Raw genomic sequence first — 23,466 nt, 5'->3', positions numbered from 1 at the left:
CTTTGAATCCAAGGCCCCGCCATGCAGGAATCCCCCGCCGCCCCCGAAGTCCTCGTCTGTAGCGCCGCCGACCTGGTGAACGGCGGCCTGGGCGTGAAAGTGCCGGTGCACGATGCCGCCGGCCAGACCACGGCCTTCTTCGTGCGCTACCAGGACCGCGTGCACGGCTACCTGAACCGCTGCGCCCACGTGGGCGTGGAACTGGACTGGGAAGGCAGCTTCTTCACCCGCGCGGGCGACCTCATCATGTGCGCGCGCCACGGCGCCACCTACCAGCCCGACACCGGCCTGTGCGTGGGCGGCCCCTGCAAGAACGGGCGCCTCACGGCGCTGGATGTGCAGGAACGCGACGGCGCGGTCTACTGGCGTCCCGCCGGCAAGATCCGCCCGCTGGACGCCGCCTGAGCGCGGGCCGTCCCCAGCCGCCGGACGGCCACGCCAGTCCCAGGCTCGAGCGCCGGACAGCGATGCCGGCACCAGGCCCGGGCCGCGTCAGACCCGGGCCGGAGCCGCATCCCCGGCGGCCGGCGCGTCCCGGTCGGCATAGCGCCGCGCCAGCACCGCGCAGACCATCAGCTGCATCTGGTGGAAGATCATCAGGGGCAGCACCACGATGCCCATCTGCGACGTGCCGAACAGCACCGTCGCCAGCGGAATGCCCGAAGCCAGCGACTTCTTCGAGCCGCAGAACACCAGCGTGATCTCGTTCTCCTTGGACAGGCCCAGCCGGCGCGCGCCCCAGGTGGTGATCAGCAGCACCGCGCCCAGCAATACCGCGTTGACCAGCACCATGGTGGCCAGGTCCAGCGCCGGAAAGGCATGCCAGATGCCCTGCGCCACGGCCTCGCTGAAGGCGGTGTAGACGGCCAGCAGGATCGAGCTTCGGTCCACCTTGGACAACACGCGGCTGTTGCGCTGGGCCCAGGCGCCGATCCACGGCCGCAGCAGGCTGCCCAGCGCGAACGGCAGCAGCAATTGCAGCAGGATGCGGCCGGCGTCGGCCAGCCCGTGTCCGCCACCCTGGCGATGCAGCAGCACGGCCACCAGCAGCGGCGTCAGCACCGTGCCCAGCAGGTTGGACGCGGTGGCCGCGCAGATGGCGCCGGGCACGTTGCCGCGCGCCATCGACGTGAAGGCGATGGACGACTGCACCGTGGACGACAGCGTGCAGACGAACAGCACGCCCAGCCACAGGCCCGGCGTCAGCAGGCCGGGAAACAGCGCCCGCAGTCCCAGGCCCAGCAGCGGGAACAGCACGAAGGTGCAACCCAGGATCAAGGCATGCAGACGCAGGTCCTTCACTCCCGCCACGATGGCGTCGGTGGACAGCCTCGCCCCGTGCAGGAAGAACAGCAGCGAGATCGCCACGTTGCTGGCGACCAGCATGAACGACGCCCCCTTGCCCACGGCGGGAAACACGCTGGCCAGGATCACGGTGGCGATCAGCGTGAGGGTGAAGGCATCGGGCAGAAAGCGGCGCATGGCGGAAGTTCCAGGACAGTTCCCGGCCACTATAGGCGCGCCCCTTGCCATCGTGAAGCCCATTGATTACTTTGACTGTCATCGGAATTTCCTATGACAGTCCGCCATGCTCAATCCGCTCTGGCTCAAGACCTTCGCCGCCGCCGCCGCCGCGCCCAGCTTCACCGAGGCCGCGCGGCGGCTGGGCCTGACCCAGCCCACCGTCAGCGAACACGTGCGCCAGCTGGAGCAGGCGCTGAACCGGCGGCTGTTCGTGCGCGACACCCACACGCTGGCGTTGACCAGCGACGGCCGCAGCCTGCTGGTGCATGCGCGCATCATCCTGGACGCCCATGAACGGGCCGAGCGCCTGTTCGACGCGCCCCGGCTGCGCGGCCGCGTGCGGCTGGGCACGTCCGACGACCTGGCGCTGGGACCCCTGCCCGACGTGCTGGCCGCCTTCCGGCTGGCGCATCCCGAGGTCGAGCTGGACATCAGCATCGGCGTCACCAGCGAGCTATACAAGCTGCTGGACGACAACGCGCTGGACGTGATGATAGGCAAGCGCCGGCGCGGCGACCGGCGCGGCCAGACGCTGCACAAGGAGGCGCTGCTGTGGCAGGCCAAGGAAGGCCTGCCGCTGGATCCCGACGCGCCGCTGCCGCTGATCCTGCTGCGCGAGCCCAGCGTCACGCGCGGGCTGGCGCTGGACGCGCTGGCGCGCGCCGGACGCAGCTGGCAGATCGTCTGCACCAGCACCAGCTATGCGGGCTGCCAGGCGGCGGCGCGCGCCGGCCGGGGCGTGACGGTGCAGCCGTCGCCCCTGTCCACCGCCGGTCTGGCGCCGCCGGCCGGCGCGCAGCGGCTGCCGCCGCTGCCGCAGGTGGAATTCATCGTGATCGCGGCGCCCTCGCCCAACCGGCCCACGCGCGCGCTGACCGAGATCCTGATGCGCAGCCGGCTGGCCTGAGCGTCCGGTCGCCACTCGCCCAAACGCGCGCCCATGCCAGCACCCTGGCCTACGCCCTGATCGCGTCCGGCTGCGCGCCCCGCTCCCGCCCTGCCTACTGCGTCGCCGGCCGGGTGTGCCGCACGCTGCCCTCCAGCGGCTGCGGACGCTTGAGCAGGTTCAGGATGGGACACCACTGCTCCACCGCCTCGTGCACCGCGCGCACTTGCGCCTCGTCGGCAGGCGACACGATGTGCGCGGTGTAGCGGATGTTGTGCGGGAAGAACGGCACGTTCTCGTAGCCCGGCTTGCCGCCGCGCGGATCCAGGTCGCCCTCGATCTCCACCTGCAGCGACTCCAGCGGCAGCTGCAATTCGGCGGCCTTGATCAGGAAGATGTGCGTCAGGCAGCTGCCCAGCGAACCAAGCAGCAGCTCGGGCGAACTGGGTCCCAGGTCGTAGCCGGCGAAATCGGCCGGGCTGTCGCTCACCACCTGATGGTCGCGGATGCGGATGCGGCGCACGCCGCTGCGGCCTTCGGCCGACACCTGCGCGCGCAGCTTCACGGGCTCGACGGTCTGCGGATCGCGGGCATTGCGCAGCAGCACGGCTTCGCGTTTCTGGCCCAGGTATTCGTTCAAGTTGCTCATGGCTTCTGTCTCGGTGCTTGCTCAGGAACGATGCGCGTGGCGCGCATCCGGAAGGCCCGCTCCTTGCGGAGCGCGCCGGATATCGGGAATGGGGATGGGCTTGCGGTCCATCGCCCCCAGCAGCTCGCCCAGGCCCTGGGCCGAGCTGTTCTCCATGCGGCCGTCGGGACCGCAGACGTTGTCGGCGCTGGTCCAGGCCGGCGCCGCGCCCGGCAGCCGACGCGCGCGCAGCCAGCCGCGCCGGTCCACCATGAATTGCGCGCCGGCCAGCCCGTCCTCGGGCAGGCCCGCCGCCAGCGCATAGGCGGCCCAGGCTTGCGGCCCCGCCGCCACGCAGTCCGCGTCGGCAACCGGCGCGCCGTCGCGGCTCAAAGCCACGGTCAGCAGGCGCGGGTCTTGCGGCTCGGGCGACGCGCCGGGCACCTGCGCCAGCACCCGCACGGGCAGGCCGCGCAGATCCGTCAGCCAGGCCGCTCGGCCGTCCCGGCACGACAGCGCCCCCGCCGGCGCCGGCACCGCCGGCATGCCCGCCCCGCCGCTCACGCCATAGGCCTGCAGCCGCAGATAGTCCAGCACGCGCCAGATGTCGTCGCCGCTCAGCGCCTCGCCAAAGGCCGGCATGGCCGGGGCGTCCTGTGGCGCGTCACCGCCATGCGCCACGCGCCAGTGCAGCTCGCCCTCCAGCCGGTTGTCGAACAGGGCAGGCCCCAGCACGCTGGGCCAGCGCGGCAGGCTGGCCGCGCGCGCACCGCGCCCGTCCGCGGCGGCGCCGTGGCAGGACGCGCAGTGCGCCTGATACAGGGCCGCGCCGCGCAGCAGCTCCCGGTCCGAGAACGGCAGCGGCGAACGCTGGTAGGAAGTGGCCCGCGCCTCGGTCAGCAGCATGCGCGGATGCGGCCAGCTGACGCTGGCGCCCAGCGCGATGGCCGTCAGCGACAGGGCGATGCGCCAGCGACGCCAACGCCACGCGGCCAGGGCCAGCAGCACGGCCGACGCCATCTGCGCGCCGGCCCAGGCCAGCCTGCGCCAGGTATGCGGGCTGACCGGCAAGTCCGCGTCATAGCGCCAGGCAAAGGGCCAATGGGCCACCGCCAGCGACTCGCCTCCCTGCCAGACGAAACCCTGCCCCAGCAGCAGCGCCAGCAAGGCCAGCGCGCCGGCGGCCAGCACCGCGCCGTGACGCGCCGGCGTGCCGCCGTTGGAATCCGCATCCGCCTCGCGCCGCCACAGCCATGCGGCGGCCAGGGCCAGCGCCAGCGCCGTGCCCGAGGCCAGCGCCAGATGTCCGGCGCGGGAACCCAGCAGGCCCGGCAAGCCTTGCACCCGCGACCAGCCCAAGGCCACCAGCCCGGCCACCCCGGCCAGCGTCCAGGCCGAAGCCCACGCCAGCCGCGCGCGCCCTGCCCCGCTTGCGCCCGCCAGGGCGGCGCGCGACCAGGCCAACATGGCCGCTGGCGCCGCCGCGGCGGCCAGCGCCATCGCCACGGTACTCACCACGTCGCGTCCAGGCCCAGCAGCGCCAAGGCGCGATGCCGCAACGCCGCCAGCTTCGGATCGCCCCGATGGCGCGGGTATGGCAGGTCGTTGACGATCTCGTCCTTGATGCGCGCCGGCCGCTCGCTCAGCACCACGATGCGGGTCGCCATGAACAGCGCTTCCTCGACGTCGTGCGTCACCAGCAGCGCGGTGAAGCCCGCGCGTTGCCACAAGTCCACCAGCTCGGACTGCATGGCGATGCGGGTCAGCGAATCCAGCTTGCCCAGGGGCTCGTCCAGGATCAGGATGCGCGGGTCGTTGACCAGCGCACGCGCCAGCGCCGCGCGCTGCGCCATGCCGCCGGACAGCTGATGCGGATAAGCCTGGCCGAAGGCCTGCAGGCCGACGCGCTGCAAGGCATCGTCCACGCGCGCGCCCTGGGTCTTGAGCAGGCCGCGCGCCTGCAGGCCCAGCGCCACGTTGTTCCAGACCGTGCGCCAGGGATACAGCGTGGGGTCCTGGAACACCACGATGCGCGAGGGCGACGGACCCGCGATGGGCTCGCCGTCGGCCAGCAGCGCGCCCTCGGCCGGCGGCTCCAGTCCCGCGACCAGGCGCAGCAGCGTGGACTTGCCGCAGCCGCTCGGACCGAGCAGAGCCACGAACTCGCCCGGCTGGATATCCAGGTCGATGTTGTCCAGCACCGGCAGGGCCGCGCCTTCCAGCTCGAAGCGGTGATTGACGCCGCGCACCGACAAGGCCGCGCCGCGCGCCGGCTGCGCGCCCGTCGCAGCGCCGAATCCCGGCGGATGCGCCGTCGGCGCCGGGGAAACCGATTGCGCCACGGCTACCATTTGACGACTCCCTTCTGCCATGCAAGCAGGCGATCGCGCCCCAGGAACAGCAGCGTGATCAGGCCCGAGAACACCAGCGCCATCACGATCAGCGCGCCGTACATATTGGCGTAGGACGCCCAGCCCTGCGCCCAGGACAGATACCAGCCCAGGCCGGATTTCACGCCCATCATTTCAGCGGCCACCAGCACCGAGAACGACGCGCCCAGCCCCATGAACAGGCCCACGAAGACCTGCGGCAGCGCCGCCGGTATGGCCACGCGCAGCACCAGGAACCACTCGCTGGCGCCCATGGTGCGCGCCACGTCGTAGTAGGCGCGGTTCACGCCCGCCACGCCGGACCAGGTGAGCACGGTGACGGGGAACCAGGTCGCCAGCGCGATCAGGAACACCGCCGCCGACCAGCCGGACGGAAAGAAGTAGAACGCCATCGGCAAGAGCGCGGTCGACGGCACCGGCCCCAGGAAGCGCAGCACCGGATGCACCCAATAACCCAGCCCGCGCGACCAGCCGATCGCCACGCCGGTCAGGAAGCCCGCCGCCGCGCCCAGCACGAAGCCGTTGAACAGCAGCCACAGCGAGTTGAGCAGGCTGTCCAGGAGCCGCTTGTAATCCGAGACGTAGACCTCGATCAGCGATTGCGGCGGCGCGAAGAAGGGACTGGGCAGCAGGGCCAGCTTGGCGGTTGCCAGCTCCCAACCGCCCACGGCCACCGCCAGCGCCGCGAACCACGGTCCGGCGCGGCGCAGCGCCTGCGCCGGCCGGGCCTGTTCGCGGCCCGACACCGCCGCCAGCAGCAGCAAGGCCGCCAGCGCCAGCGCCGCCACGCCGAACTCGCGCGTGTAGCTCCAGGACGTGAAGCCGACCTCGACATTGGGCAGGCCCAGCGTCAGCCCGCCCACGCCGGCCCACAGCGCGGCGGCGGCAACGCCGGTCTTCCACAGGCGCCATCCCGGCGCGCGCGCGGCGCGCCCCGGAGCGCGCGCCGCGCTGGCGGCCAGCGCCGCGTCAGCCGAGGACATTGGGCACCACCGCTTGCGCGTATTTGTTGATGTCCAGGTTCGCGCTCAGGACCTTGATGATCTTCAGGTCCTTGGCGTAGCCCACGATTTCCTCGCGCAGCGCGGCGCCGGTGGAGGCATGGCCGTGCGAGTGGCTGCGCAGGATCTGCGCCACGCGCTCGGCCGGCACCTTGCCCGGCACGTAGGGCGCGAAGATGCGCGCGGTCTCGTCGGGATTGGACGCGGTCCAGCGCTGCGCGTCGATCACCGCGCGCGTGATGGCGGCGGCGGCCTCCGGATCCTTGCGCACCAGGTCGCCGCGCAGGCCCAGCACGCAGCAGGTGCGGTTCTCGTAGTCGCCTTCCAGATTGGTGGCGATCTCGCGCAGCTTGTTGTCCTCGCGCAGCGTGTAGATGAGCGGATCGTCGCCGGCGATGGCGTCGACCTCGCCCTTGCGCAGCACTTCGCCGAACAGGTCCTGCGGATACTGGCGCCAGTCGACCTGGTCAGGGTCCAGACCCAGCTGCGCCACGCGGATGGCGAAGAAGTTCTTCACCGGGCTGGCCTGGTCCGACACGGCCACGCGCCGACCCTTCAGGTCCTGCACGCTCTTGATGGGCGAATCGGCCGGCGTCAGCAGCCGCATGCAGCCGCCATGCGTGCCGACGGCCAGCTTGACGTCGAAGCCCTGCTCCAGCGGCTTGAGCCAGCGCAGCGCCATGCCGATGCCGCCGTCGGCATGGCCGGTGGCGATGGCTTCAAGCAGCTGGTCGGTCGAGCCGCTGAAGTTGATGCGCTCGACGCGCAGGCCGTATTTGTCGAAGAAGCCGCGCTCCAGCGCCACCGACACGGGCGACTGGCAGACGGCGGTCTGGCTCCACGCGATCTTGAAAGTGCGCGGCGCGGTATTGGCCGCCAGCACGCGCGAACCCAGCATGCCGAGCGGCGCGGCCAAGCCGGCGACGCCGGCGGCGCGCAACAGCGCGCGGCGGGATATGCCGCGCGACAAACCCCGGGCGCCGTCCGCGCCCGTGTGGACTTTCGTATTCATCAACCTTCCTTATGAGCAGACTGTGAATGGCGATGCTTGCCATGCGGCATCATCCGTCTGCGCCAAGGGCCAGGACAAATACAAAGTCGGGATAACAATATGTGACCGGTGGCGCGCGGCGCCATCGGAATGCCGGCGGCAGCGCCGCCGGCGCGGCGCGCGGCCTACTCCGGCAGGTGGTCGGGAACGCCTTCCGCGTCCACGCTCTTGACGCGGTCCAGCGCGTTGCGCGCGGCCGACATCGCCTCGACCGTGCTGCGAAAGCGCCGGCTGATGAAGATCTCGAAAGGCTGCGGCTCTTCCTGCTCGGGCGCCTGATCCTGCGGCTCCTCGCCTTCCTGCTGCGCCGCTTTTTCCGCCTGCGCCTTCACGGCGTCCCTGGACGGCTTCACGGCGTCCTTGGGCGGTTTCACGGGCAGGCGCCGCGTCTCCAGAAACGCGCGCGCGGGCACGCGCCCCTCGGGTTGCGTCGCATACGCCACCACTGAAAATCCGTTGATGATCTTCTCGGCCATGCCGGTTCCTTGTCTCTTATGGCGCGGTCGCACCGCGACACGCTGCTGTCCTACGACAACGGCGGACGCGGCTGAAACTTAAGCAGACAGCCGTCGCGCCGCCCTGGCACAGGGGGACCCATCTTGCCAGCGCCAATAAAAACGGCGTTGACATGCGTCAACGCCGCTCTTGCCGCCTTGAGGAACCGCCTTCCTGGCGTACTTTCTATTTTGTCGATTCTGTCGCGGCGATGCGCTCGCGCACATAGGCGGCGGTTTGCGACAGCACGTCGGTCAGGTCCGCGCGCAGCGCTTCGAAGCCTGCGTTGCGTTCGCGGCTGGTCTCGTCCATGTACAGCGGGCGACGGATCTCGACCTGCAGGCTGTGACGGTTCAGCGCGGGCTGGCCGATCTGCGCGATCAGCTGCACGCCCTTGTAGGGATCGTTGCGCGCAACGGTATAGCCCTTGGCGCGCAAGGCGGTCTCGATCAGGGCGATGAACTCCGGTTCGCACGTGCTGCCGTCGCGATCGCCCAGCACGAAGTCGGCCAGCGGATGCGGACTGGTCCGGCCCAGCCGCTCATAGGCATCGTTGGGCATGGAATGCAGGTTCAGGTGCCAGACCGCGCCAAAGCGCCGCACGGTATCGCCGATCGCGCGCGACAGGGCCGCGTGATAGGGCTCGTAATAGGCCTGGATGCGATGGCGCACCTCGGCGAGCGTGAGCTTGCGGTCGTAGATCGGCGTGGCCTTGTCCATGCGGCGCCAGATCAGCCCCTTGCCCAGCCGCGTCTTTTCGCCGGGCTCCAGCGGCTCGGGCCAGGGTTCGGCCAGCAGCTCGGGATCCAGGTCGCGCAGCGTGCGGTTGGGATCGATGTACACGCGCGGAAAATTGGCGGCGACCAGGGTCGCGCCCAGCGCTGGCGCCGCCGACCACAGCGCATCCACATGCGTGTCCTCGCCCTGGCGCAGCTGCGCCAGCGAGGCCGCGGCGCCGAAATCCGCCGGATACGTCTCGCCGCTGTGCGGCGAATCACAGACCAGCGGCAACGCCGCAACGGCGGGTTCGAATACGGATACGGGCTGGAAATCGGCTTGCGTCATCGTCAGTCTGCCTGGATGTTGGCGGCCTTGGCCACCTTGGCGTAGCGGGCCAGGGCCTCGTTGATCTGGGCCTGGAACTCCTGCGGCGTGGTCGGCATCAGCGTGCCGCCCACATCTTCCGCCTTCTTGCGGAATTCCGCATTATCCATCGCCGCGCGCACCGCCTGGTTCAGGCGCTCGATCACGGCCGGCGGCGTGCCGGCCGGCGCCACCAGGCCGAACCAGCCACCCGTGCCCATGTCGGGATAGCCCAGCTCGATGTAGGTGGGCACGTCCGGCAGCAACGGCGAACGCTGCGCGCCCAGCACGGCCAACGCGCGCAGCTTGCCGCCGGCGACCTGCGGCAGGGTTGAGGACAGGTTGTCGGTGATGGCGTCCACCTGGCCGCCCATCACGTCGTTGAGCGCCGGACCCGCGCCGCGATACGGCACGTGCAGCAGCTTCATGCCGGCCAGCATCATGAAGTTCTCGATGTTCACGTGGCCCAGCGAACCCACGCCTGGCGAGGCGAAGCTGTACTTGTCGGGCGATGCCTTGGCCAGCGCCACGAACTCGGCCATGTTCCTGACCGGGATCTGCGGATTGACCGCGAAGATGCTGGGCACGGCCAGCACATTGCCGATCGGCGCGAAGTCCTTGACCGGGTCGTAGTTCATCTTGCGGTAGACGGCCGGGTTGGAACCGTGCGTGCTCATCGTCGCCATGCCGATGGTGTAGCCATCCGGCGTCGAGCGGGCGACCTGCTCCATGCCGAGCGAGCCGCCGGCGCCAGCCTTGTTCTCGACCACGATGGTCTGCTTCAGGTCGCGGCCTGCGTATTCCGCCACCAGGCGCGCCACGATGTCGGTGGAACCGCCGGCGGCGAAGGGCACCACCAGCTTGATCGGCCGGGTGGGATAGTCGGCGGCGCGGGCGGCGCCGGCAAAGGTCAGCGTGGCGATGATGCCGGCGAGCGCGACGCGCGCGAACCGGCCGGAAAGGCGGCGGGACATGAGGGCTACTCCGGGAAAGTGACGTAGTCGTTGCAGGCCGCCAGTGTCCGAACTTTACGGTCCCCTTTCAAACGACTATATTGCACGCCTTCATTACCAAAGATCATGTAAGAGACCGCCCGATGCGCCTGCATTCGCCTTCCATGTCGGAGCTGCACGCCTTCGTCACGGCGGCCCGCCTGGGCAGCTTCACCCAGGCCGCCGAGGCGCTGTGCGTGACCCAGGGCGCGGTCAGCCGGGCGATCTCGCGCCTGGAAGCGCATTTCGGCCAGCCGCTGATGCGCCGCAACGCGCACGGCCTGACGCTGACCGACACCGGCCGCAAGCTCTATGACGGCGCCCAGGAACCGCTGCGCGCCATCGAGACCCTGAGCGCCGGATTGCGCGCGCAGGACCGGCGGCTGCAGCTGACGCTATCGAGCGTGCCGACGCTGGCCAGCGCCTGGCTGATGCCGCGCCTGCCCGACTTCCATCAGCGTCACCCCGAGATCCAGCTGAGCTTCGCGCCCTACCGGCGCGACGAGGATTTTTCCGGCGCCACGCCCGACGCAAGCACCCTCGGGGGCGGGCGGGACCAATGGCCCGGCTGGCAGGCCGATTACGTGATCGGCCGCGAAATGGTGGTCATCTGCCATCCCGCGCGCCTGGCGGCGCGGCGGTCACAAGGCATGTGGGACACGCCCGTCGGCCTGCTGGGCGAGCCGCTGCTCTATCACGGCAATGGCGTGGAGAACTGGACGCAATGGTTCAGCGCCGTCGGCGCGCCGCGCGAGCGACTGAAGCTGGCCAGCGGCTTCGACCAGGTCTCGCTGCTGGTGCGAGCCGTGATGGCGGACATGGGCATCGCCGTGCTGCAGCGCTGCCTGGTGCGCGACGATCTGCTGGCCGGCCGCGTCGCCGCGCCCTTCCCCGGGCTGCAGGCGCGCATCGCCCGCGGCTACCATCTCTGCGCGCCGCCGCAGCGGCGCGACCACTCCGCGCTGGCCTGCTTCAGGACATGGCTGCTGGATACCGCCGGCGCGGATCCCGACGTGGCGGCGGCCAGGGGGTAGCCCTCCCGCTGCCGGCCTCTCGGCCGCGCCCCCCGGACAGTCGCAGGACGAGAAAAAGCCCCTCGCGAGGGGCTGGTTCCATCGATGTTGCCGTGGAAAATCAGGGCGCGAGCTTGAAGCCCAGGTCCACGCCCCATTTGTCCGTTTCGCGCAACCATTTGGCGCCGCAGCTCAGGCAGCGGAAATGATCCTCGCGGCTTTCCTCGCGACCACGCTGCGTCGGGTTGGTGAATCCTTGATGACCGAGCTGCGCATGCGGCGCGACGCCGGCCAGGCCAGGGTTAATGCGTTGGCAAGCCAAGCACATAACGCTCATTGATGCTTCCCCACAAACTTAGTTACGAAATTGTAAGGGATTTCACCAATATTCTTCGCAAAAAATTGTTAACGAAGCAAGAATGACCGGGAAATATGTGCAGAAATCGGACAGTCGGCGCAGTCCGGGCACAGCATCTTCCAGAATCGAACGGCCCGCTTCCGCGAAATCGGCACGGGATCGGGGCGGACGCCCCGCCGCGCGTCAACCCGCCTCGGACAGCGCCGCCAGGCAGGTCGCCAGGTGGTATGGCGAGGTTGACGGCATATCGGCGCGCGCCACGGCCCCCTGGGCATCCAGGCACTCGTACCAGCCGCCGGCATGCAGGAACCGGGCGCGAAAGCCATCGAGCGCCCCGGCCAGCGCCTCGCGCTCGCCCAGCACCGCCAGCATGCGCAGGTACTCCGCCTGCGCCCAGATGCGGCGCGTGTCGTCGCGCACCGCGCCGTTCTCCGCCAGCGCGGCGCGCACGCCCATGGCGTCGACGCCATGGCGGCGCGCCCACTGCGCGGCGCGCGGCAGGCTCTCGGCAAGTTCCAGCCCGTCGAAGACATCGGCCGCGCCGCGCACCAGGGACAGCCATTCAAACTGATGGCCGGGCTCATGCCGGTTGTCCGCGGTTCCCTGCGGCGCCTCGGACACGCATTGCGTGGGCGCATGCACGAAATGCTGGGAGATGCCCTGCGCCAGCGCACGCAGCCGCTGCGCGAACAGCGCCGGTTCGGCCACCTGCGCCGCGGCCAGGTAGGCCTCGGTCAGATGCATCATGGGATTCTGGGCCGGGCCGCGCAACGCGCGGCTCCAGTCCGAGGCGACGGCCGCCTTGTACAGGCCGTCGGGCCGCTTGAAGCGAGCCTCGATGGTTTCCGCCGCGCCCAGCATGAGCTTGCGCGCCGCGGCGTTGCGCGAGCGCCGGAAATACGCGGCGCAGGCGAACACGATGAAGGCGTGGGTATAGAGATCCTGGGTCTCGTCCAGCGGGCGCGCCTGCGCGTCCACGCTGTAGCGCCAGCCGCCGCGCGCATCCTGGAAATGGGCGCGCAGGGATTCGAACAGGCGGTCGGCATGCGCGGCCGCGTCGGCTCCCGGCGCCTCGGCGTACACGTAGAGCTGTCGCGCGCAAGCCATCGCGCGATAACGCTCAGCTGGCAGGGGCTTCCCGGTGGCGGCATCCAGTGATTCGAAGGGCAGCCCGAGCGTCTGGTTGAAGCCCGGCCCCATCCACATGGGCAGGATCACTGAATCGAAATGCGCGCGCAGCGAGCGGATGCCGGCTGCGAGCGTGGAGTTGGTCTGTGCGGCTGCCATCTTGGAACGGCGCGGGCTCCAGCGGAGCCTCATGTTATGGAGCAGCGACGATAACCGAAATTTCCGCTGCATTCTTGTCACCGCGCCTCTAGCCAAGCGCCATGGCCGCACAGACCGATACGACTGCGAACTCCTTTCTGCATGGTTCCGCGCTAGCGGAAGATGTTTTCCTCGACCCAGTTCTGCGCGAACAGTTCCGCGCGATCACGTGCCTCGTCCAACGAGGCGCAGTTGCCCAAGTGGGAAAATGCGGCATCCACTTCGGTGCCGCCCTCGGCCGTTACCGTCAGCAATACGCCATATCCGCCGGTATCCATGGCCGCCGTGGAAACGTCGATCAGTACTTCCTGGTCACGATGCTGCATGTGTTACCTCCCAGTCGGTTACCTAAACGCGTGAACCACGCGTGACGCGGCGGGTGCAGAAAGCCCGCTCGTATGAATAGACCTGCAAACGTCACGCGAGTTCATCTTACCGGTGCCGCGCGCGCGGCGATACCGCGACGGGGCGCGAAATCGCCTATTCCGTCTCAGGAGATTCCCGCATGCCGCGCAGGCGCGCGCGCGAAGGCCGCAGCCTTGCCGCCTTCCGGGAAAACATTCGCAAGATTCTTTGGAATTTCGGCGTGCGCCGACGCCCCGCGTCAGCGCATATGGATGGCGCCGGGCTCTTCCATGCGCAGGGCCAGCAGGCCCTTGTCGGTGATGCGCCAACGGCCCTCGTCATCGGCCTCGATGCAGCGCAGGGTCTGGAGCGCCTGCGCGATATCGGCGGGGATCTCCGCCTGCGCGGCGCCCGGCTGCGCATTGTCCGCGACCGTGCGCAGCCAATGGCCCAATTCACCCTTCTGGAAACGATGCAATGCCATGCCGGACTCTCTGATTCAAACTCGCTGTTGCCGGGTTCAACGATAGCACGGCGCCGGCGGCGAGCCCTGCGCTCAGGACGCGCGCAGCGCCAGCGGACGCTTCAGCCGCGACGCCACCGCCGAGGCCGCCACGCTGAGCGCGATGAGTCCCAGGCCCAGGGCCAGATCGGCAGAGATGCGCTCATGGAATACCAGCGAGGACACAACCAGGCCAATCACAGGCACGCACAGCATGGCGATGGACGTGGCCACAGGCGGCAGCTTCTGCGTCATGCCCAGCACCACGATGAAGGTCAGCGCCGTCGCCAGCGGCCCGGTGTAGAGGATCACGGGCCAGGCGTCCGGCACGGCCAGGAAAGCCGGCGCGCCGTCGCGCAGGCATGCCAGCGCGGCCAGCGGCACGGTCGCGATGCCGGTCTGCCACGGAATCATGTCGGCGCCCAGCCGCACATGGCGATTGCCGCGCAGCTGGATGATGTTGCAGGCCCAGGCGAACGAGGCGCCCAGCAGCATGACAAGCCCGATCACCGTGTGCGCCTGCCAGGGGCTGAACGCGGGAGCCACGATCACGCCGATGCCCGCGTAGCTCAACAGCGTGGCCAGCCACTGCGCGGCGGACAGGCGCTCCTTCAGTACCAACGCGGACAGCGGGATGACCCAGATCGACGTGGCATAGGCGATCACCGAGGCGCGGCCGGGCGCCACATACTGCAAGGCCCACAGCGCCAGCGCCGTGAACGCGCCCATCTGCAGCAGCGCCACGCCGGCGACCAGCGGCCACTCCTGCCGCGTCGGCAGCCGCAACCGGCCCATCAGCCCCAACACCAGCGCGCTGATCAGCGCCGCCGAGCCGAAGCGGCTGGCCGCCAGCCACAGCGGACTCATGTGGTCCAGCCCCAGCTTCATGACGGGCCAATTGCCGCCCCAGATCATCACCGCGCCCGCCAGGGGCAGAAAACCGCGCACGCTGCTGTACTGACTCATTGCTGCCTGATTTACCGCTATTTATTCCGTGCTTCGGCCCTTTTGCCGAAGAAGGCGAAAGTCTATAGGGTTAACCCCAGCATTATTGACTTCAATTTACCGTTGCTACAGGCATACTCAGCACAAACCAATCGACTATCCATTTTTCATAGGTCATTAATGCTGGACATCAACCTGGACGCCACCGACATCCGGATCCTGAACGAACTTCAGCGCGACGCGCGCCTGACCAATGTGGAACTGGCCGCCCGGGTCAATCTGTCGGCATCGCCCTGCCTGGCCCGGGTGCGGCGCCTGGAAACCGAGGGCCTGATCGACCGCCGCGTCACGCTGCTGAACGCGCGCAAGCTGGGCCTGAAGGTCAACGTGTTCATCCAGATCTCGCTGGACAAGCAGCGCAAGGCCGCCCTGGACGTGTTCGAGCGCGAGATCGCGGTGCTACCGGAGATCATGGAGTGCTATCTGATGTCGGGCGACGCCGACTACCTGGTGCGCGCGCTGGTGCCCGACGTGGATGCGCTGGAACGGCTGATCGTCGAACACATCACGCGCATCCCCGGCGTGGCCAGCATCCGCTCCAGCTTCGCGCTCAAGCAGGTGCTCTACACCACCGCGGTGCCGCTGGCCTGACCCCACGCATGCCCAGGTGCTGCGCGGCTTGCGGGATGCGGCCATGGCCCGCACAATGAAGACGCATGGCGCCCGCCGCCGGCAGGCGCCGTTTCCCAACGCCACCCAAGGAGCACACCATGCCTGAAACCGACTGGTTCCCCGGCGGCGCGCTGCCCGACCGCCAGGGATATTTCGAAGTGGAATTCGCCTCCGGCGAAACCGAGATCACGCGCTACGGCCTGCTGGGATGGGAGCCCGAGGAATCGCGCGGCCGCATCCTGCGCTGGCGCGGCCTGGATCCTGAAATCGAAGCCGCCGAGATCGCGCGCGCGCAAGCCGTGCGCCAGGGCGGCGACGCCGCCATGCTTTGAAATGAAAAGCGGCCGGCATGAAAGCCGGCCGCTGCTGCCCGCGCAATGCAGGCGGTCCGGCGCGCTTGGCGCCGGGAAAGGATCACAGTCCGTCGATCTTGGAGATCTTCGTGCCGGCCAGCGACACGCCGGCCATCAGTCCGCCATTGTTCATCACGAAGCCCACCACCGGCTGCTGCGCCGTGTTGGTGTCGATGCGGCCGTTCGCGCCGATATCCACCACCGCGACAGTGGCGTCGGCCCCGACGGTCCAGCCGCTGCTGTTACGGAACTTGTCCAACGCGCCTTGCGTCATGAACAGCAACACCATGGCCTTGGACTGCGCGCCGGCCTGGAAGCCGATCGAGCCAGCGGTGGTGCTGTAGTAGCCGGCATTGGCGCCGCCCACGCGCAGCAGGCCCTTGCCGTGCTCGGCGCCGACGATGAAGCTGCCGCTCAGCACATCCGGGAATATCAGCACGCCCTTGGCGCGCGCCACCAGCTCCTTGGACTGCGGCGAAGCCTGGTACAGCCTGCCCAACGTCTCGTCCGCCGCGCTGCTGAGCGACTTGCGCTGCTCGGCGGGCGTGGCCGATGAAGTCGGCGTAGTGGTGGTGCAGCCGGCGAACAGCAGGCCGGCGACGCTGATCGTCGCGGCGGCCAGGCCAGCGCGGCGGAACATGGGAAGAGAATCGAACATGGAACGCTCCTTGTTGTTGTCATCCGCCCCCACTGTAACGGCCAGGGGGCCCAAGGCAAGCCACACGATTGTGATAAACGCAACAAAACCTGCCGCGGCACTGCAACAGATGCCGCCATGCAACTGCGCGCCCGGCGCGCCGGCAACATCTGGTAGGAGTTTACGGGAAAATAAACACAGTCTCGCCTGGAGGCCGACAGACGCTGGCGTTCAGGAGCGTATCCATTGCTCGTCCCACAAGGCCTCGCCGCGCGCGAGCGCCTCGCCCAGCGGCTGCCTGCAGCGCTGCGCCACCGCCGCCAGCAAGGCATTGCACAGCGCCATCGGCGCGGTGTAGGAATCGAACGGCGAGGCGCTGGAACACTGCGCCACCAGCACCTGGTCGGCCCAGCGCGCGGCCGGCGCGGAAGCCGAGTCGGTGATCAGCACCACCTTCGCGCCGCGCTCGCGGAATACCCGCACCGCCTTGGCCGCCGCCACCGAATAACGCCGGAACGTGAAAGCCAGCAGCACGTCGCGCTCGTCCACCCACAACAGCTGGTCCTCCAGGAACAGCGGCCCCTGTGTGGCCAGCGGTCGCACGCCCGGCAGGCACAGGTTCAGGTACAGCGCCGCGTAGCCCGCCAGCGGCGCGGCCTGCCTCAGCCCCAGCACATGCACGCGCGCCTTGCGCTGCGTCAGCGCGCGCACGGCGGCCTCGAACACCGCCGGGTCCGCCGCGGCGAAGGTCGCCTGCAAATTGTGCTGGTCATGCAGCAGCGCGTTGTGCAGGCAGGCGCGCGCGCCGTGGCCGTCGGCGCCCACGGCGTCGGCGCGCTCGCCCGGCGAAGCCAGCCTGGCGGAGACTTCGGCGCGCGCCTCGGTCTGCGCCTGCGCATAACTGTCGTAGCCCAGCTTGGCGAGCAGGCGCACCACGGTCGAGGCGCTGGTGCCCACCGCCCGGGCCAGCGCGGTGGCGGATTCCAGCAGGCTTTGCGGATAGCGCGCCAGCATCTCGTCGACGAGCAGGCGCTCGGTCTTGGAGAGTTTGCGGCCATAGCCCGCGATGCGTTGGTTCAGGTTCATGGTGAGGGCCGATTCTACAAGGACGTTCAGACTTGCAAGCAAAGTGCGGTGAGTACCACACAGGCCTCGTACCCGAATGCCGCACCCAGCTCCCATGTTGGCGATCCGCAAGATCGGAGTCTGTCTAATACAAACGTCAGCACAACCCTGGCTTTGGAAACCACCGAGCATCACACTACGGCCGCTCTCCAGAACTCATCGTCTTTTAGAAACGACGGAACCATCGATGGCAAAGCCTCAAAGTGAACCGGTGGAATGCGATTCCAACGACGTTGTGGACACTCCAGCCAATATGCGTGCACGAGGTCGCCTAGAACCCCGAATTCGCGAAGAAATGAACACATCTCGATTTGAAATATCGCTACAAGACCGATGAGCGCCCATCAAAAATAGGATGATTCCTATTATCAATGCAGAAAAAAATCGCTAACCTGGCCCAAGCAGATAAACAGGTAGAACCAGTTTCGAGCAAATGCTCGCCTAGATAATCCAAAGCGAGATACCTACAAAAAGGCATCACGCTCTCGCTCAAGGAAACTGCAAGAAAAATGAAGAGAGCAACGGACTGTTTCATAGTCAATTTCTCCCTATCTCCTCACCGCCTGAGCAGACTGGGAACCTCCCTCTTATTCTTTGCAACGGTCGCCACCGTTCTTCCTGCAAACGCTGCATCCGCCTCCGGACTCACAGTAGCAATCGAGGCGCCCTTCTTGCCGAAGAACGAAAATCGAACAATACGATCACTGAGTGTGCATCAAAACGGGAAAGACTGGATTTTTGTTGAATGCCCCGAGCATAAAAATGGTCACTGCGACATCATGAGATTCAACTTGGAATCAAGAACACTATTCCGCTACGCACTACCTCAAGAATATTCATATCCGTATGCGCACTACTCCGCCGAAGGAGGAAAAATCGTTCTAAACCGCATCCCCGTTCATGACGGCACAGAAATCCAACGCCAGCTTTCTCTCACAAAATCCCAAATACTAACAATGCAAGATGACGGAACCGATCTCGAAGTCATACCTGTTACTCCTGGCGTCAACCTAGCTCCAGCCATATCTCCAGACGGTTCGCATATTGCATTTTGGAAAAGCGAGAAAATTCTTCCAAAAAACAATCAATTAATTCTCATGAAATTGGACATTTGGGAATATGGAATTTCATCAAAATCCGAGAAACTCTTCTATAAAAAAAATCAAGCATTTATCACCGGCGGAAGAATTCAATACATCAATAATAGCGAAATAATATTTCCATCCTACGGACCCGACGCCCGTTTTGAATCAAACATGGCCTACAGGGAAAAATATGGCGGCAGTGAAGTATTCAGAACAATCCGCAACCAAGAATCCATACTAGAGCCGGTCGTTTATCAGAACATCTACGACTCAAACCTGCCCTCTGCAGACAAGAAGGGAAACACATTCATCTGGGGAAACATGAAGAATGACAGATCGCTCGGAGTGGTACGTATCACACCAGATGGCTTCTACACGATATGGAGAACCCGTACTGCATTCACACCATTGGAGATGGTGGTAGATCCGAATGGGAACTACGTTGCCGCCATCTATAGAGATACTCAAACATATCCCAACAGCCGATCGGGTGGCTTTGCAAAACTCGATATTCATACGGGAATTTGGAGCTGGATTTCAATACCAAACTGGAACGCAGCAGAAGTACTCCCCGTGCTGAACCGATAGATCTTGACCCAACAAGACCGCTTGAGGCACACCCAAGAGGGTTTTGAAGCCCAGATTAATTCGAGCGATAGATCATGCCACCCCTTGCTTCTAGCATTATTGCCAGCCTTGAAGCCAAGATCGATGCGCGACTATTTTCTCAGCGCATATCATCTCGCGGTCCCTCAATGAGCTGTACAAGCGCATGCGCTTGATCTTCTCCTGAGGAAATGGACTCATGACTATCACGATGCAACGCCAAGTCAGCTACGATGGCTTTACTATTTTTGACCCCCAAAGCTGGCTTCCGACATATGGAAACTGGAGCGGTCCGGGCTGGAGCGCAGGCGAGCGAGACAGCCAAAAAACCGAAGCCGAATTGCAGGCAAGCCCGGTATATATCCACCCGAACGGCACCCCAAGCCTAGTCGATCAAATAAGCAAAGATCACGATATTGCCTATTTGCGTGCCGCAGGGGATCCAAACGAGGCATATCTGATAGCACAAGCAGATATCGAACTGCTCAACAGGCTATCCCAACTCAATTTTCCAGCACTTCCACCAGTGGAAGCAACTTATGCCACTTTTATGGTTTTCACTTTTTTCCAGAAAATCATGATGATAGATATTCCCAGAGTTGGCTTTGACATCCTGAAAAACAAGATAAATCAAATCATCCCAACACTTAGGATTATATTGGCAGGCTATGGAATAAACGGAATGTCGTATTCCGATGCCTTCGGAAACTCCATGACCGGCACAGCCTTCTCCGGCAACACCGTGGGATTGGTATATCAGATCAACAGCGTGAGATATACCAAAGCAGCCGGAGACCATAGCAGCTTTACTCATTACAGAGATGCCTACCAGAACATCTATAGCGGATTTAACGAAGCCACCCCCTACTTTGGTGCGTACATAAAACAATGGGTGGACGGCACAATTAGCCTTGTCGATGGCAATCGGCAAATGCAAATCTCTAGCCCATCAAGCCAAGGAACAGCATCGATCCCAAGTGTTGGCAGCACTGTAGATCCAATTGGAGGACAGGGTAGTGGTAGTGGCAGCGACCCGGGCGCGGCCCGCTTTTTCTGGAACGGTTTGTACAAGCACGACGGGAGGAAATGGTCGTACGAAGGCCCAGATGACATTGAGGCCTGGGTATGCGTCAACGAACAGTTTTGCCAAGTATTCCGGCGAAATCAACCATAAATCACTCGGCACGCCTCCCTATTAGATTGAATTCGAATTCAACATAGGAACGCCGGACTTTCACGCCGGGTACAGATAGATGTGGGCGTTCATACGAAAGCATGAACGCCCACCGAGCAAGCTCTTCAGCCTTACCATTTTTGGCTCGCGTCAGGCCCGGTTTATGGAATTTCGCTGAGTACTACTCTTCTGCTCGTGGGGAATCGAGGTTGTCTCAAAAGCCTTCCGTCATGGCACTGGTGCCTCAGCTGCGAATAAACCAGCACCATTCAACCAACCTCACCTCACGCCAGTCCGTCCTGGACTGGTTTTCGATACGCTGGCATGTCTAGAACAGGTGCCTAGGTGATACCTCACACTTAGCAATTCTAATTGCATTTAGCTATCAATTCTGCAATTATTATTGCACTTCCCCCTTTTTAACTCCGTCATGACTCACCCACCCGCAGCCATCCGCGTCCGGCGCCGCAGCCTGCTGCAAGCCGGCCTGGGCGCCGCCCTGTTGCCACTCGCTCCCCTGGCCGCCCGCGCCGATGCCTATCCCTCCCGGCCCATCACGCTGGTGGTGCCCTTCCCCGCCGGCGGCTCCGTCGACCTGATCGGCCGCATCTATGCCGAACGGCTGGCGAAGGTGCTGGGCGTGAGCGTGATCATCGAGAACCGCGACGGCGCCGGCGGCTCCATCGGCAGCCAGCGCGTGGCCCGCGCCAAGGCGGACGGCTATACGCTGGTGGCTTCGTCGCAAAGCTCGCACCTGGCCAATCCGCTGATGCACGGCAACCTGGGCTACGACCCGATCAAGGACTTCAGCTCGATATCCCAGCTGTCGCGCTCGCTGAACGCGCTCATCGTGCATCCGGACGTGCCGGCCCGCACGCTGGCGGAATTCGTCGCCCACCTGAAGGCCAACCCCGACCAGCTGCACTACGGCACCGGTGGCGTGGGCAGCATGGGCCAGCTGAACGCCGAGCTGTTCAAGAACACGCTGGACGTCAAGGCCGTGCACGTGCCCTATCGCGGCGGCGGCCCGCTGATCAGCGGACTGCTGTCGAACCAGGTGCAGTTCCTGCTGGACAACCTGGCGCCCTTCCTGCCGTATGTGCAATCCGGCAAGCTGCGGGCGCTGGCCATCGCGGCGCCGGAGCGCCCGGCCTACCTGCCCGACGTGCCGACCTTCGCCGAACTGGGCCATCCCACGCTGAATACGACCTCGTGGATCGGCCTGGCCGCGCCCGCCGGCACGCCGCCCGACGTGATCCAGACGCTGCTGCGCGCCGTGCGCGCCGTCGCGCAGGAGGACGAGCTGAAGCTGACTTTGGAAAAGAACGGCTCGCTGCCGCCCGCCGACCAGACGCCCGAACAGTTCACCGCCATGATGTCCGAGCGCCTGGTCATGTATAAAGACCTGATCGAACGCGCCGGCATCCGGCCTGAATGACACTGACCGCCATGGACCATCCCGACTTCGCCCCCGACACCGCGCCGCTGGAAGTGCTGCCGCGCGACCTCTCCGCCTATCGCGCCGGCAACACCGGCGTCGACTATGTCCACCGCTTCGAATCTGGCCGCCCCGGCCCGCACGTGCTGATCAACGCGCTCACGCACGGCAACGAGATCTGTGGCATGGTGGCCGCCACGCACCTGCTGGACACGGCCGTGCGCCCCAAGATCGGCACGCTCACGGTGAGCTTCGCCAATATCGAAGCCTATGAGGCCTTCGACCTGGAGCGCCCGTACGAGAACCGCCAGCTGGTGCACAACCTGAACCGCATCTGGACGCCCGAACTGCTCGACGGCAACGAGCAAAGCCCCGAACTGCGCCGCGCGCGCGAGCTGCGCCCGGTGCTGGATGCCGCCGACTACATCCTCGACATCCATTCGACGCGCGCGCCGGTGCAGCCGTTCTGGGTCTACTACGACCTGCCGCGCAACGCCGCGCTGGCCACCGCCGTCGGCGCGCCCGAAGTGCAGCTGGTGATGCCGGCCGAACGTTTTCCCGGCACCGGCGTCATGGGCCACGGCCGCCACGGCGATCCGCAGTCCGACAGCGGCGGCGCCGTGGTGGTGGAATGCGGCCAGCACTTCGCGCGCTCGGCGGCCGACCTGGCCACCGACGTGACGCTGCGCTTCCTGGGCCACCTGGGCCTGATCGACACGCCGGCCTCGGCCGAGACGGCGCCGCCCGCTCGGCGCTACATGCTGCTGGAAGTGCACATGGTGAAGTCCACCGACTTCCGCTTCACGCGCCCGGTGCTGGGCTTCGAGGTCTTCCAGGAGGGTGAACTCATCGCCATCAACGCCGGCGAAGAGATCCGCTCGCCTTGCGACGACTGCACCATCTTCATGCCGACCCGCATGCCCGTGGTCGGACGCGAGGCGGTGTACCTGACCGTGCAGATCTGAGCGCGGGCAGGGCCAGCGCGCACGACACGGATGCGGCAAGCGCGGGAAGGCGGCCAGCCTTCCCGCGCCCGCTCCGGCCTCACAGGTCCGGAATCAGGCGCTTGCCCATGCTCAGCACGTCGTCCATGCCAAAGCCCAGGCTCTGGTAGAAATCGCGCACGGCCGCGTTTTCCGCGCGGATCAGCAGATTGATCTTGGGGCAGCCCAGTTCCAGCAGCTTGCGCTCGGCCGCGCGCATCAGCGCCGAGGCATGGCCGCGCCGGCGGCAGTCCGGCGCCACCGCCAGGTAGTTGATCCAGCCGCGATGCCCGTCATAGCCGGCCATCGCCGCGGCCACGATGCGTCCGCCGGCCTCGCCCACGAGAAACAGCCCGGGCTGCACCGTCAGCTTGCGGGCCACGTCCTTCTTCGGATCGTTCCAGGGCCGCGTCAGGCCGCAGTCGTGCCACAGCTGGATGACGGCGGCCTCGTCGGCCGGATGGAAAGCGCGGATGTTCAGATCGTGATGCGACATGCTTCGTTCCTCGAAAAGGGAAAAACGAAGGCCGGACGATACGCCTGCGGGCGGGGATACTGCGCGAAAAACAAAAAGGCCACGGGACATATCGTGGCCTTCTTCAATGCGGCGCCTGGACGGCGCCCGGACGTGACGGCCACTCAACGCATGCGTCGAGCGGTTCGTCGGGAATCGGCCCGGCCGGGCGGTGGTGATCGGATTCATGTGCGCCAGCTTAGCTGCGATACGCAAGCCTGGCAAGGCAGTCGGCTTGCCGCGTCGCCCGTTCGTGGATGGCATCTGCGCCGCGCTCGAGACGCGGCTCAAGACGCGGCAGGCGCCGCCAGCGTGCCTTCCATCACGACCACCGCGCTAC

General features: G+C 66.2%; 26 protein-coding genes. 9 read left to right on the top strand and 17 right to left on the bottom strand.

Going from position 1 to position 23,466, the window contains the following annotated elements; genetic code table 11:
* Positions 1–21: 21 nt before the first annotated feature.
* The gene (locus KDH83_RS18250; RefSeq protein WP_103273842.1) at positions 22–405 is read left to right on the top strand and encodes a Rieske 2Fe-2S domain-containing protein; all 384 of its coding nucleotides are present in this window, start codon (positions 22–24) and stop codon (positions 403–405) included.
* An 87-nt stretch (positions 406–492) separates the two neighbouring features.
* Here the strand turns inward: KDH83_RS18250 and KDH83_RS18245 are convergent, their stop codons facing one another.
* Positions 493–1,482, bottom strand: coding sequence for a bile acid:sodium symporter family protein (locus KDH83_RS18245; RefSeq protein ID WP_212318423.1), 990 nt, complete (start codon positions 1,480–1,482; stop codon positions 493–495).
* Positions 1,483–1,588: 106 nt separating this feature from the next.
* Here KDH83_RS18245 and KDH83_RS18240 point away from each other — a divergent pair, with 106 nt between their 5' ends.
* Complete coding sequence (locus KDH83_RS18240) at positions 1,589–2,431, top strand: LysR substrate-binding domain-containing protein (RefSeq protein WP_212318418.1); 843 nt, start codon at positions 1,589–1,591, stop codon at positions 2,429–2,431.
* A 94-nt stretch (positions 2,432–2,525) separates the two neighbouring features.
* On the opposite strand, the gene KDH83_RS18235 is transcribed toward KDH83_RS18240, so the two are convergent.
* The 8 genes from KDH83_RS18235 to KDH83_RS18200 form a co-directional block, all read right to left on the bottom strand.
* Positions 2,526–3,059, bottom strand: coding sequence for an OsmC family protein (locus KDH83_RS18235; RefSeq protein ID WP_212318416.1), 534 nt, complete (start codon positions 3,057–3,059; stop codon positions 2,526–2,528).
* A gap of 21 nt (positions 3,060–3,080) precedes the next feature.
* On the bottom strand, positions 3,081–4,556 hold the full coding sequence (locus KDH83_RS18230) for a cytochrome c (RefSeq protein ID WP_349291644.1): 1,476 nt from the start codon (positions 4,554–4,556) through the stop codon (positions 3,081–3,083).
* Entirely contained in the window at positions 4,550–5,389 is an 840-nt protein-coding gene (locus tag KDH83_RS18225; RefSeq protein WP_249205190.1) for an ABC transporter ATP-binding protein, read from the bottom strand. Before KDH83_RS18225 ends, KDH83_RS18230 begins: the two co-directional genes overlap by 7 nt.
* A complete protein-coding gene (locus KDH83_RS18220; protein ID WP_212318414.1) occupies positions 5,383–6,411 on the bottom strand; it encodes an ABC transporter permease subunit in 1,029 nt (342 codons plus the stop codon). Before KDH83_RS18220 ends, KDH83_RS18225 begins: the two co-directional genes overlap by 7 nt.
* Positions 6,398–7,441: an ABC transporter substrate-binding protein gene (locus KDH83_RS18215; RefSeq protein ID WP_212318411.1), complete on the bottom strand. Its 1,044-nt coding sequence runs from the start codon at positions 7,439–7,441 to the stop codon at positions 6,398–6,400. The genes KDH83_RS18220 and KDH83_RS18215 overlap by 14 nt, the downstream gene beginning before the upstream one ends.
* A gap of 164 nt (positions 7,442–7,605) precedes the next feature.
* Positions 7,606–7,956 (bottom strand): hypothetical protein, encoded by a 351-nt coding sequence (locus tag KDH83_RS18210; RefSeq protein ID WP_212318410.1) that lies wholly within the window; start codon positions 7,954–7,956, stop codon positions 7,606–7,608.
* Positions 7,957–8,161: 205 nt separating this feature from the next.
* Positions 8,162–9,040 (bottom strand): N-formylglutamate amidohydrolase, encoded by an 879-nt coding sequence (locus KDH83_RS18205; RefSeq protein ID WP_212318408.1) that lies wholly within the window; start codon positions 9,038–9,040, stop codon positions 8,162–8,164.
* Between the two features lie 2 nt (positions 9,041–9,042).
* Positions 9,043–10,032: a tripartite tricarboxylate transporter substrate binding protein BugE gene (locus tag KDH83_RS18200; RefSeq protein WP_212318406.1), complete on the bottom strand. Its 990-nt coding sequence runs from the start codon at positions 10,030–10,032 to the stop codon at positions 9,043–9,045.
* 122 nt (positions 10,033–10,154) lie between these two features.
* Between KDH83_RS18200 and KDH83_RS18195 the strand changes: the two genes are divergently transcribed.
* Complete coding sequence (locus KDH83_RS18195) at positions 10,155–11,084, top strand: LysR substrate-binding domain-containing protein (protein WP_212318405.1); 930 nt, start codon at positions 10,155–10,157, stop codon at positions 11,082–11,084.
* A gap of 100 nt (positions 11,085–11,184) precedes the next feature.
* Here the strand turns inward: KDH83_RS18195 and KDH83_RS18190 are convergent, their stop codons facing one another.
* The 5 genes from KDH83_RS18190 to KDH83_RS18170 form a co-directional block, all read right to left on the bottom strand.
* Positions 11,185–11,400, bottom strand: coding sequence for a hypothetical protein (locus tag KDH83_RS18190; protein ID WP_103273831.1), 216 nt, complete (start codon positions 11,398–11,400; stop codon positions 11,185–11,187).
* Positions 11,401–11,604: 204 nt separating this feature from the next.
* Positions 11,605–12,708: an AGE family epimerase/isomerase gene (locus KDH83_RS18185; RefSeq protein WP_212318403.1), complete on the bottom strand. Its 1,104-nt coding sequence runs from the start codon at positions 12,706–12,708 to the stop codon at positions 11,605–11,607.
* 152 nt (positions 12,709–12,860) lie between these two features.
* A complete protein-coding gene (locus tag KDH83_RS18180; protein ID WP_103273829.1) occupies positions 12,861–13,073 on the bottom strand; it encodes a hypothetical protein in 213 nt (70 codons plus the stop codon).
* Positions 13,074–13,351: 278 nt separating this feature from the next.
* Complete coding sequence (locus KDH83_RS18175; RefSeq protein WP_212318401.1) at positions 13,352–13,576, bottom strand: hypothetical protein; 225 nt, start codon at positions 13,574–13,576, stop codon at positions 13,352–13,354.
* Positions 13,577–13,648: 72 nt separating this feature from the next.
* Complete coding sequence (locus KDH83_RS18170; protein WP_212318399.1) at positions 13,649–14,560, bottom strand: EamA family transporter; 912 nt, start codon at positions 14,558–14,560, stop codon at positions 13,649–13,651.
* 159 nt (positions 14,561–14,719) lie between these two features.
* Here KDH83_RS18170 and KDH83_RS18165 point away from each other — a divergent pair, with 159 nt between their 5' ends.
* Together KDH83_RS18165 and KDH83_RS18160 are read left to right on the top strand one after the other, a co-directional pair.
* Positions 14,720–15,190 (top strand): Lrp/AsnC family transcriptional regulator, encoded by a 471-nt coding sequence (locus KDH83_RS18165; protein ID WP_103273826.1) that lies wholly within the window; start codon positions 14,720–14,722, stop codon positions 15,188–15,190.
* Between the two features lie 119 nt (positions 15,191–15,309).
* Positions 15,310–15,543: a hypothetical protein gene (locus KDH83_RS18160; RefSeq protein WP_103273825.1), complete on the top strand. Its 234-nt coding sequence runs from the start codon at positions 15,310–15,312 to the stop codon at positions 15,541–15,543.
* An 82-nt stretch (positions 15,544–15,625) separates the two neighbouring features.
* On the opposite strand, the gene KDH83_RS18155 is transcribed toward KDH83_RS18160, so the two are convergent.
* Positions 15,626–16,222: a YSC84-related protein gene (locus tag KDH83_RS18155; protein ID WP_212318397.1), complete on the bottom strand. Its 597-nt coding sequence runs from the start codon at positions 16,220–16,222 to the stop codon at positions 15,626–15,628.
* A 210-nt stretch (positions 16,223–16,432) separates the two neighbouring features.
* Positions 16,433–17,287, bottom strand: coding sequence for a MurR/RpiR family transcriptional regulator (locus tag KDH83_RS18150; protein WP_212318395.1), 855 nt, complete (start codon positions 17,285–17,287; stop codon positions 16,433–16,435).
* Between the two features lie 548 nt (positions 17,288–17,835).
* Between KDH83_RS18150 and KDH83_RS18145 the strand changes: the two genes are divergently transcribed.
* From KDH83_RS18145 to KDH83_RS18130, 4 genes are all read left to right on the top strand, one after another.
* On the top strand, positions 17,836–18,999 hold the full coding sequence (locus KDH83_RS18145; protein WP_212318393.1) for a hypothetical protein: 1,164 nt from the start codon (positions 17,836–17,838) through the stop codon (positions 18,997–18,999).
* 217 nt (positions 19,000–19,216) lie between these two features.
* Entirely contained in the window at positions 19,217–20,191 is a 975-nt protein-coding gene (locus KDH83_RS18140) for a hypothetical protein (protein ID WP_212318391.1), read from the top strand.
* Between the two features lie 430 nt (positions 20,192–20,621).
* Positions 20,622–21,629, top strand: a complete 1,008-nt coding sequence (locus KDH83_RS18135; protein WP_212318389.1) for a tripartite tricarboxylate transporter substrate binding protein — start codon at positions 20,622–20,624, stop codon at positions 21,627–21,629.
* Between the two features lie 11 nt (positions 21,630–21,640).
* A complete protein-coding gene (locus KDH83_RS18130) occupies positions 21,641–22,594 on the top strand; it encodes a succinylglutamate desuccinylase/aspartoacylase family protein (protein WP_212318425.1) in 954 nt (317 codons plus the stop codon).
* Positions 22,595–22,673: 79 nt separating this feature from the next.
* On the opposite strand, the gene KDH83_RS18125 is transcribed toward KDH83_RS18130, so the two are convergent.
* A complete protein-coding gene (locus tag KDH83_RS18125; RefSeq protein ID WP_212318387.1) occupies positions 22,674–23,108 on the bottom strand; it encodes a GNAT family acetyltransferase in 435 nt (144 codons plus the stop codon).
* Positions 23,109–23,466 lie beyond the last annotated feature (358 nt).

The organism is Achromobacter sp. Marseille-Q0513, assembly GCF_018195695.1.
Lineage (GTDB): Bacteria > Pseudomonadota > Gammaproteobacteria > Burkholderiales > Burkholderiaceae_B > Achromobacter.
Note: the sequence above shows the minus strand (reverse complement) of the source record. Positions and strands in the feature narration are given on the sequence as shown.

Excerpts from the sequence above, each read along its gene's own strand:
- KDH83_RS18250 (WP_103273842.1), top strand. The coding sequence starts at position 22 with ATGCAGGAATCCCCCGCCGCCCCCGAAGTCCTCGTCTGTAGCGCCGCC.
- KDH83_RS18245 (WP_212318423.1), bottom strand. The coding sequence starts at position 1,482 with ATGCGCCGCTTTCTGCCCGATGCCTTCACCCTCACGCTGATCGCCACC.
- KDH83_RS18240 (WP_212318418.1), top strand. The coding sequence starts at position 1,589 with ATGCTCAATCCGCTCTGGCTCAAGACCTTCGCCGCCGCCGCCGCCGCG.
- KDH83_RS18235 (WP_212318416.1), bottom strand. The coding sequence starts at position 3,059 with ATGAGCAACTTGAACGAATACCTGGGCCAGAAACGCGAAGCCGTGCTG.
- KDH83_RS18225 (WP_249205190.1), bottom strand. The coding sequence starts at position 5,389 with ATGGTAGCCGTGGCGCAATCGGTTTCCCCGGCGCCGACGGCGCATCCG.
- KDH83_RS18220 (WP_212318414.1), bottom strand. The coding sequence starts at position 6,411 with ATGTCCTCGGCTGACGCGGCGCTGGCCGCCAGCGCGGCGCGCGCTCCG.
- KDH83_RS18215 (WP_212318411.1), bottom strand. The coding sequence starts at position 7,441 with ATGAATACGAAAGTCCACACGGGCGCGGACGGCGCCCGGGGTTTGTCG.
- KDH83_RS18210 (WP_212318410.1), bottom strand. The coding sequence starts at position 7,956 with ATGGCCGAGAAGATCATCAACGGATTTTCAGTGGTGGCGTATGCGACG.
- KDH83_RS18205 (WP_212318408.1), bottom strand. The coding sequence starts at position 9,040 with ATGACGCAAGCCGATTTCCAGCCCGTATCCGTATTCGAACCCGCCGTT.
- KDH83_RS18200 (WP_212318406.1), bottom strand. The coding sequence starts at position 10,032 with ATGTCCCGCCGCCTTTCCGGCCGGTTCGCGCGCGTCGCGCTCGCCGGC.
- KDH83_RS18195 (WP_212318405.1), top strand. The coding sequence starts at position 10,155 with ATGCGCCTGCATTCGCCTTCCATGTCGGAGCTGCACGCCTTCGTCACG.
- KDH83_RS18190 (WP_103273831.1), bottom strand. The coding sequence starts at position 11,400 with ATGAGCGTTATGTGCTTGGCTTGCCAACGCATTAACCCTGGCCTGGCC.
- KDH83_RS18185 (WP_212318403.1), bottom strand. The coding sequence starts at position 12,708 with ATGGCAGCCGCACAGACCAACTCCACGCTCGCAGCCGGCATCCGCTCG.
- KDH83_RS18180 (WP_103273829.1), bottom strand. The coding sequence starts at position 13,073 with ATGCAGCATCGTGACCAGGAAGTACTGATCGACGTTTCCACGGCGGCC.
- KDH83_RS18175 (WP_212318401.1), bottom strand. The coding sequence starts at position 13,576 with ATGGCATTGCATCGTTTCCAGAAGGGTGAATTGGGCCATTGGCTGCGC.
- KDH83_RS18170 (WP_212318399.1), bottom strand. The coding sequence starts at position 14,560 with ATGAGTCAGTACAGCAGCGTGCGCGGTTTTCTGCCCCTGGCGGGCGCG.
- KDH83_RS18165 (WP_103273826.1), top strand. The coding sequence starts at position 14,720 with ATGCTGGACATCAACCTGGACGCCACCGACATCCGGATCCTGAACGAA.
- KDH83_RS18160 (WP_103273825.1), top strand. The coding sequence starts at position 15,310 with ATGCCTGAAACCGACTGGTTCCCCGGCGGCGCGCTGCCCGACCGCCAG.
- KDH83_RS18155 (WP_212318397.1), bottom strand. The coding sequence starts at position 16,222 with ATGTTCGATTCTCTTCCCATGTTCCGCCGCGCTGGCCTGGCCGCCGCG.
- KDH83_RS18150 (WP_212318395.1), bottom strand. The coding sequence starts at position 17,287 with ATGAACCTGAACCAACGCATCGCGGGCTATGGCCGCAAACTCTCCAAG.
- KDH83_RS18145 (WP_212318393.1), top strand. The coding sequence starts at position 17,836 with ATGAAGAGAGCAACGGACTGTTTCATAGTCAATTTCTCCCTATCTCCT.
- KDH83_RS18140 (WP_212318391.1), top strand. The coding sequence starts at position 19,217 with ATGACTATCACGATGCAACGCCAAGTCAGCTACGATGGCTTTACTATT.
- KDH83_RS18135 (WP_212318389.1), top strand. The coding sequence starts at position 20,622 with ATGACTCACCCACCCGCAGCCATCCGCGTCCGGCGCCGCAGCCTGCTG.
- KDH83_RS18130 (WP_212318425.1), top strand. The coding sequence starts at position 21,641 with ATGGACCATCCCGACTTCGCCCCCGACACCGCGCCGCTGGAAGTGCTG.
- KDH83_RS18125 (WP_212318387.1), bottom strand. The coding sequence starts at position 23,108 with ATGTCGCATCACGATCTGAACATCCGCGCTTTCCATCCGGCCGACGAG.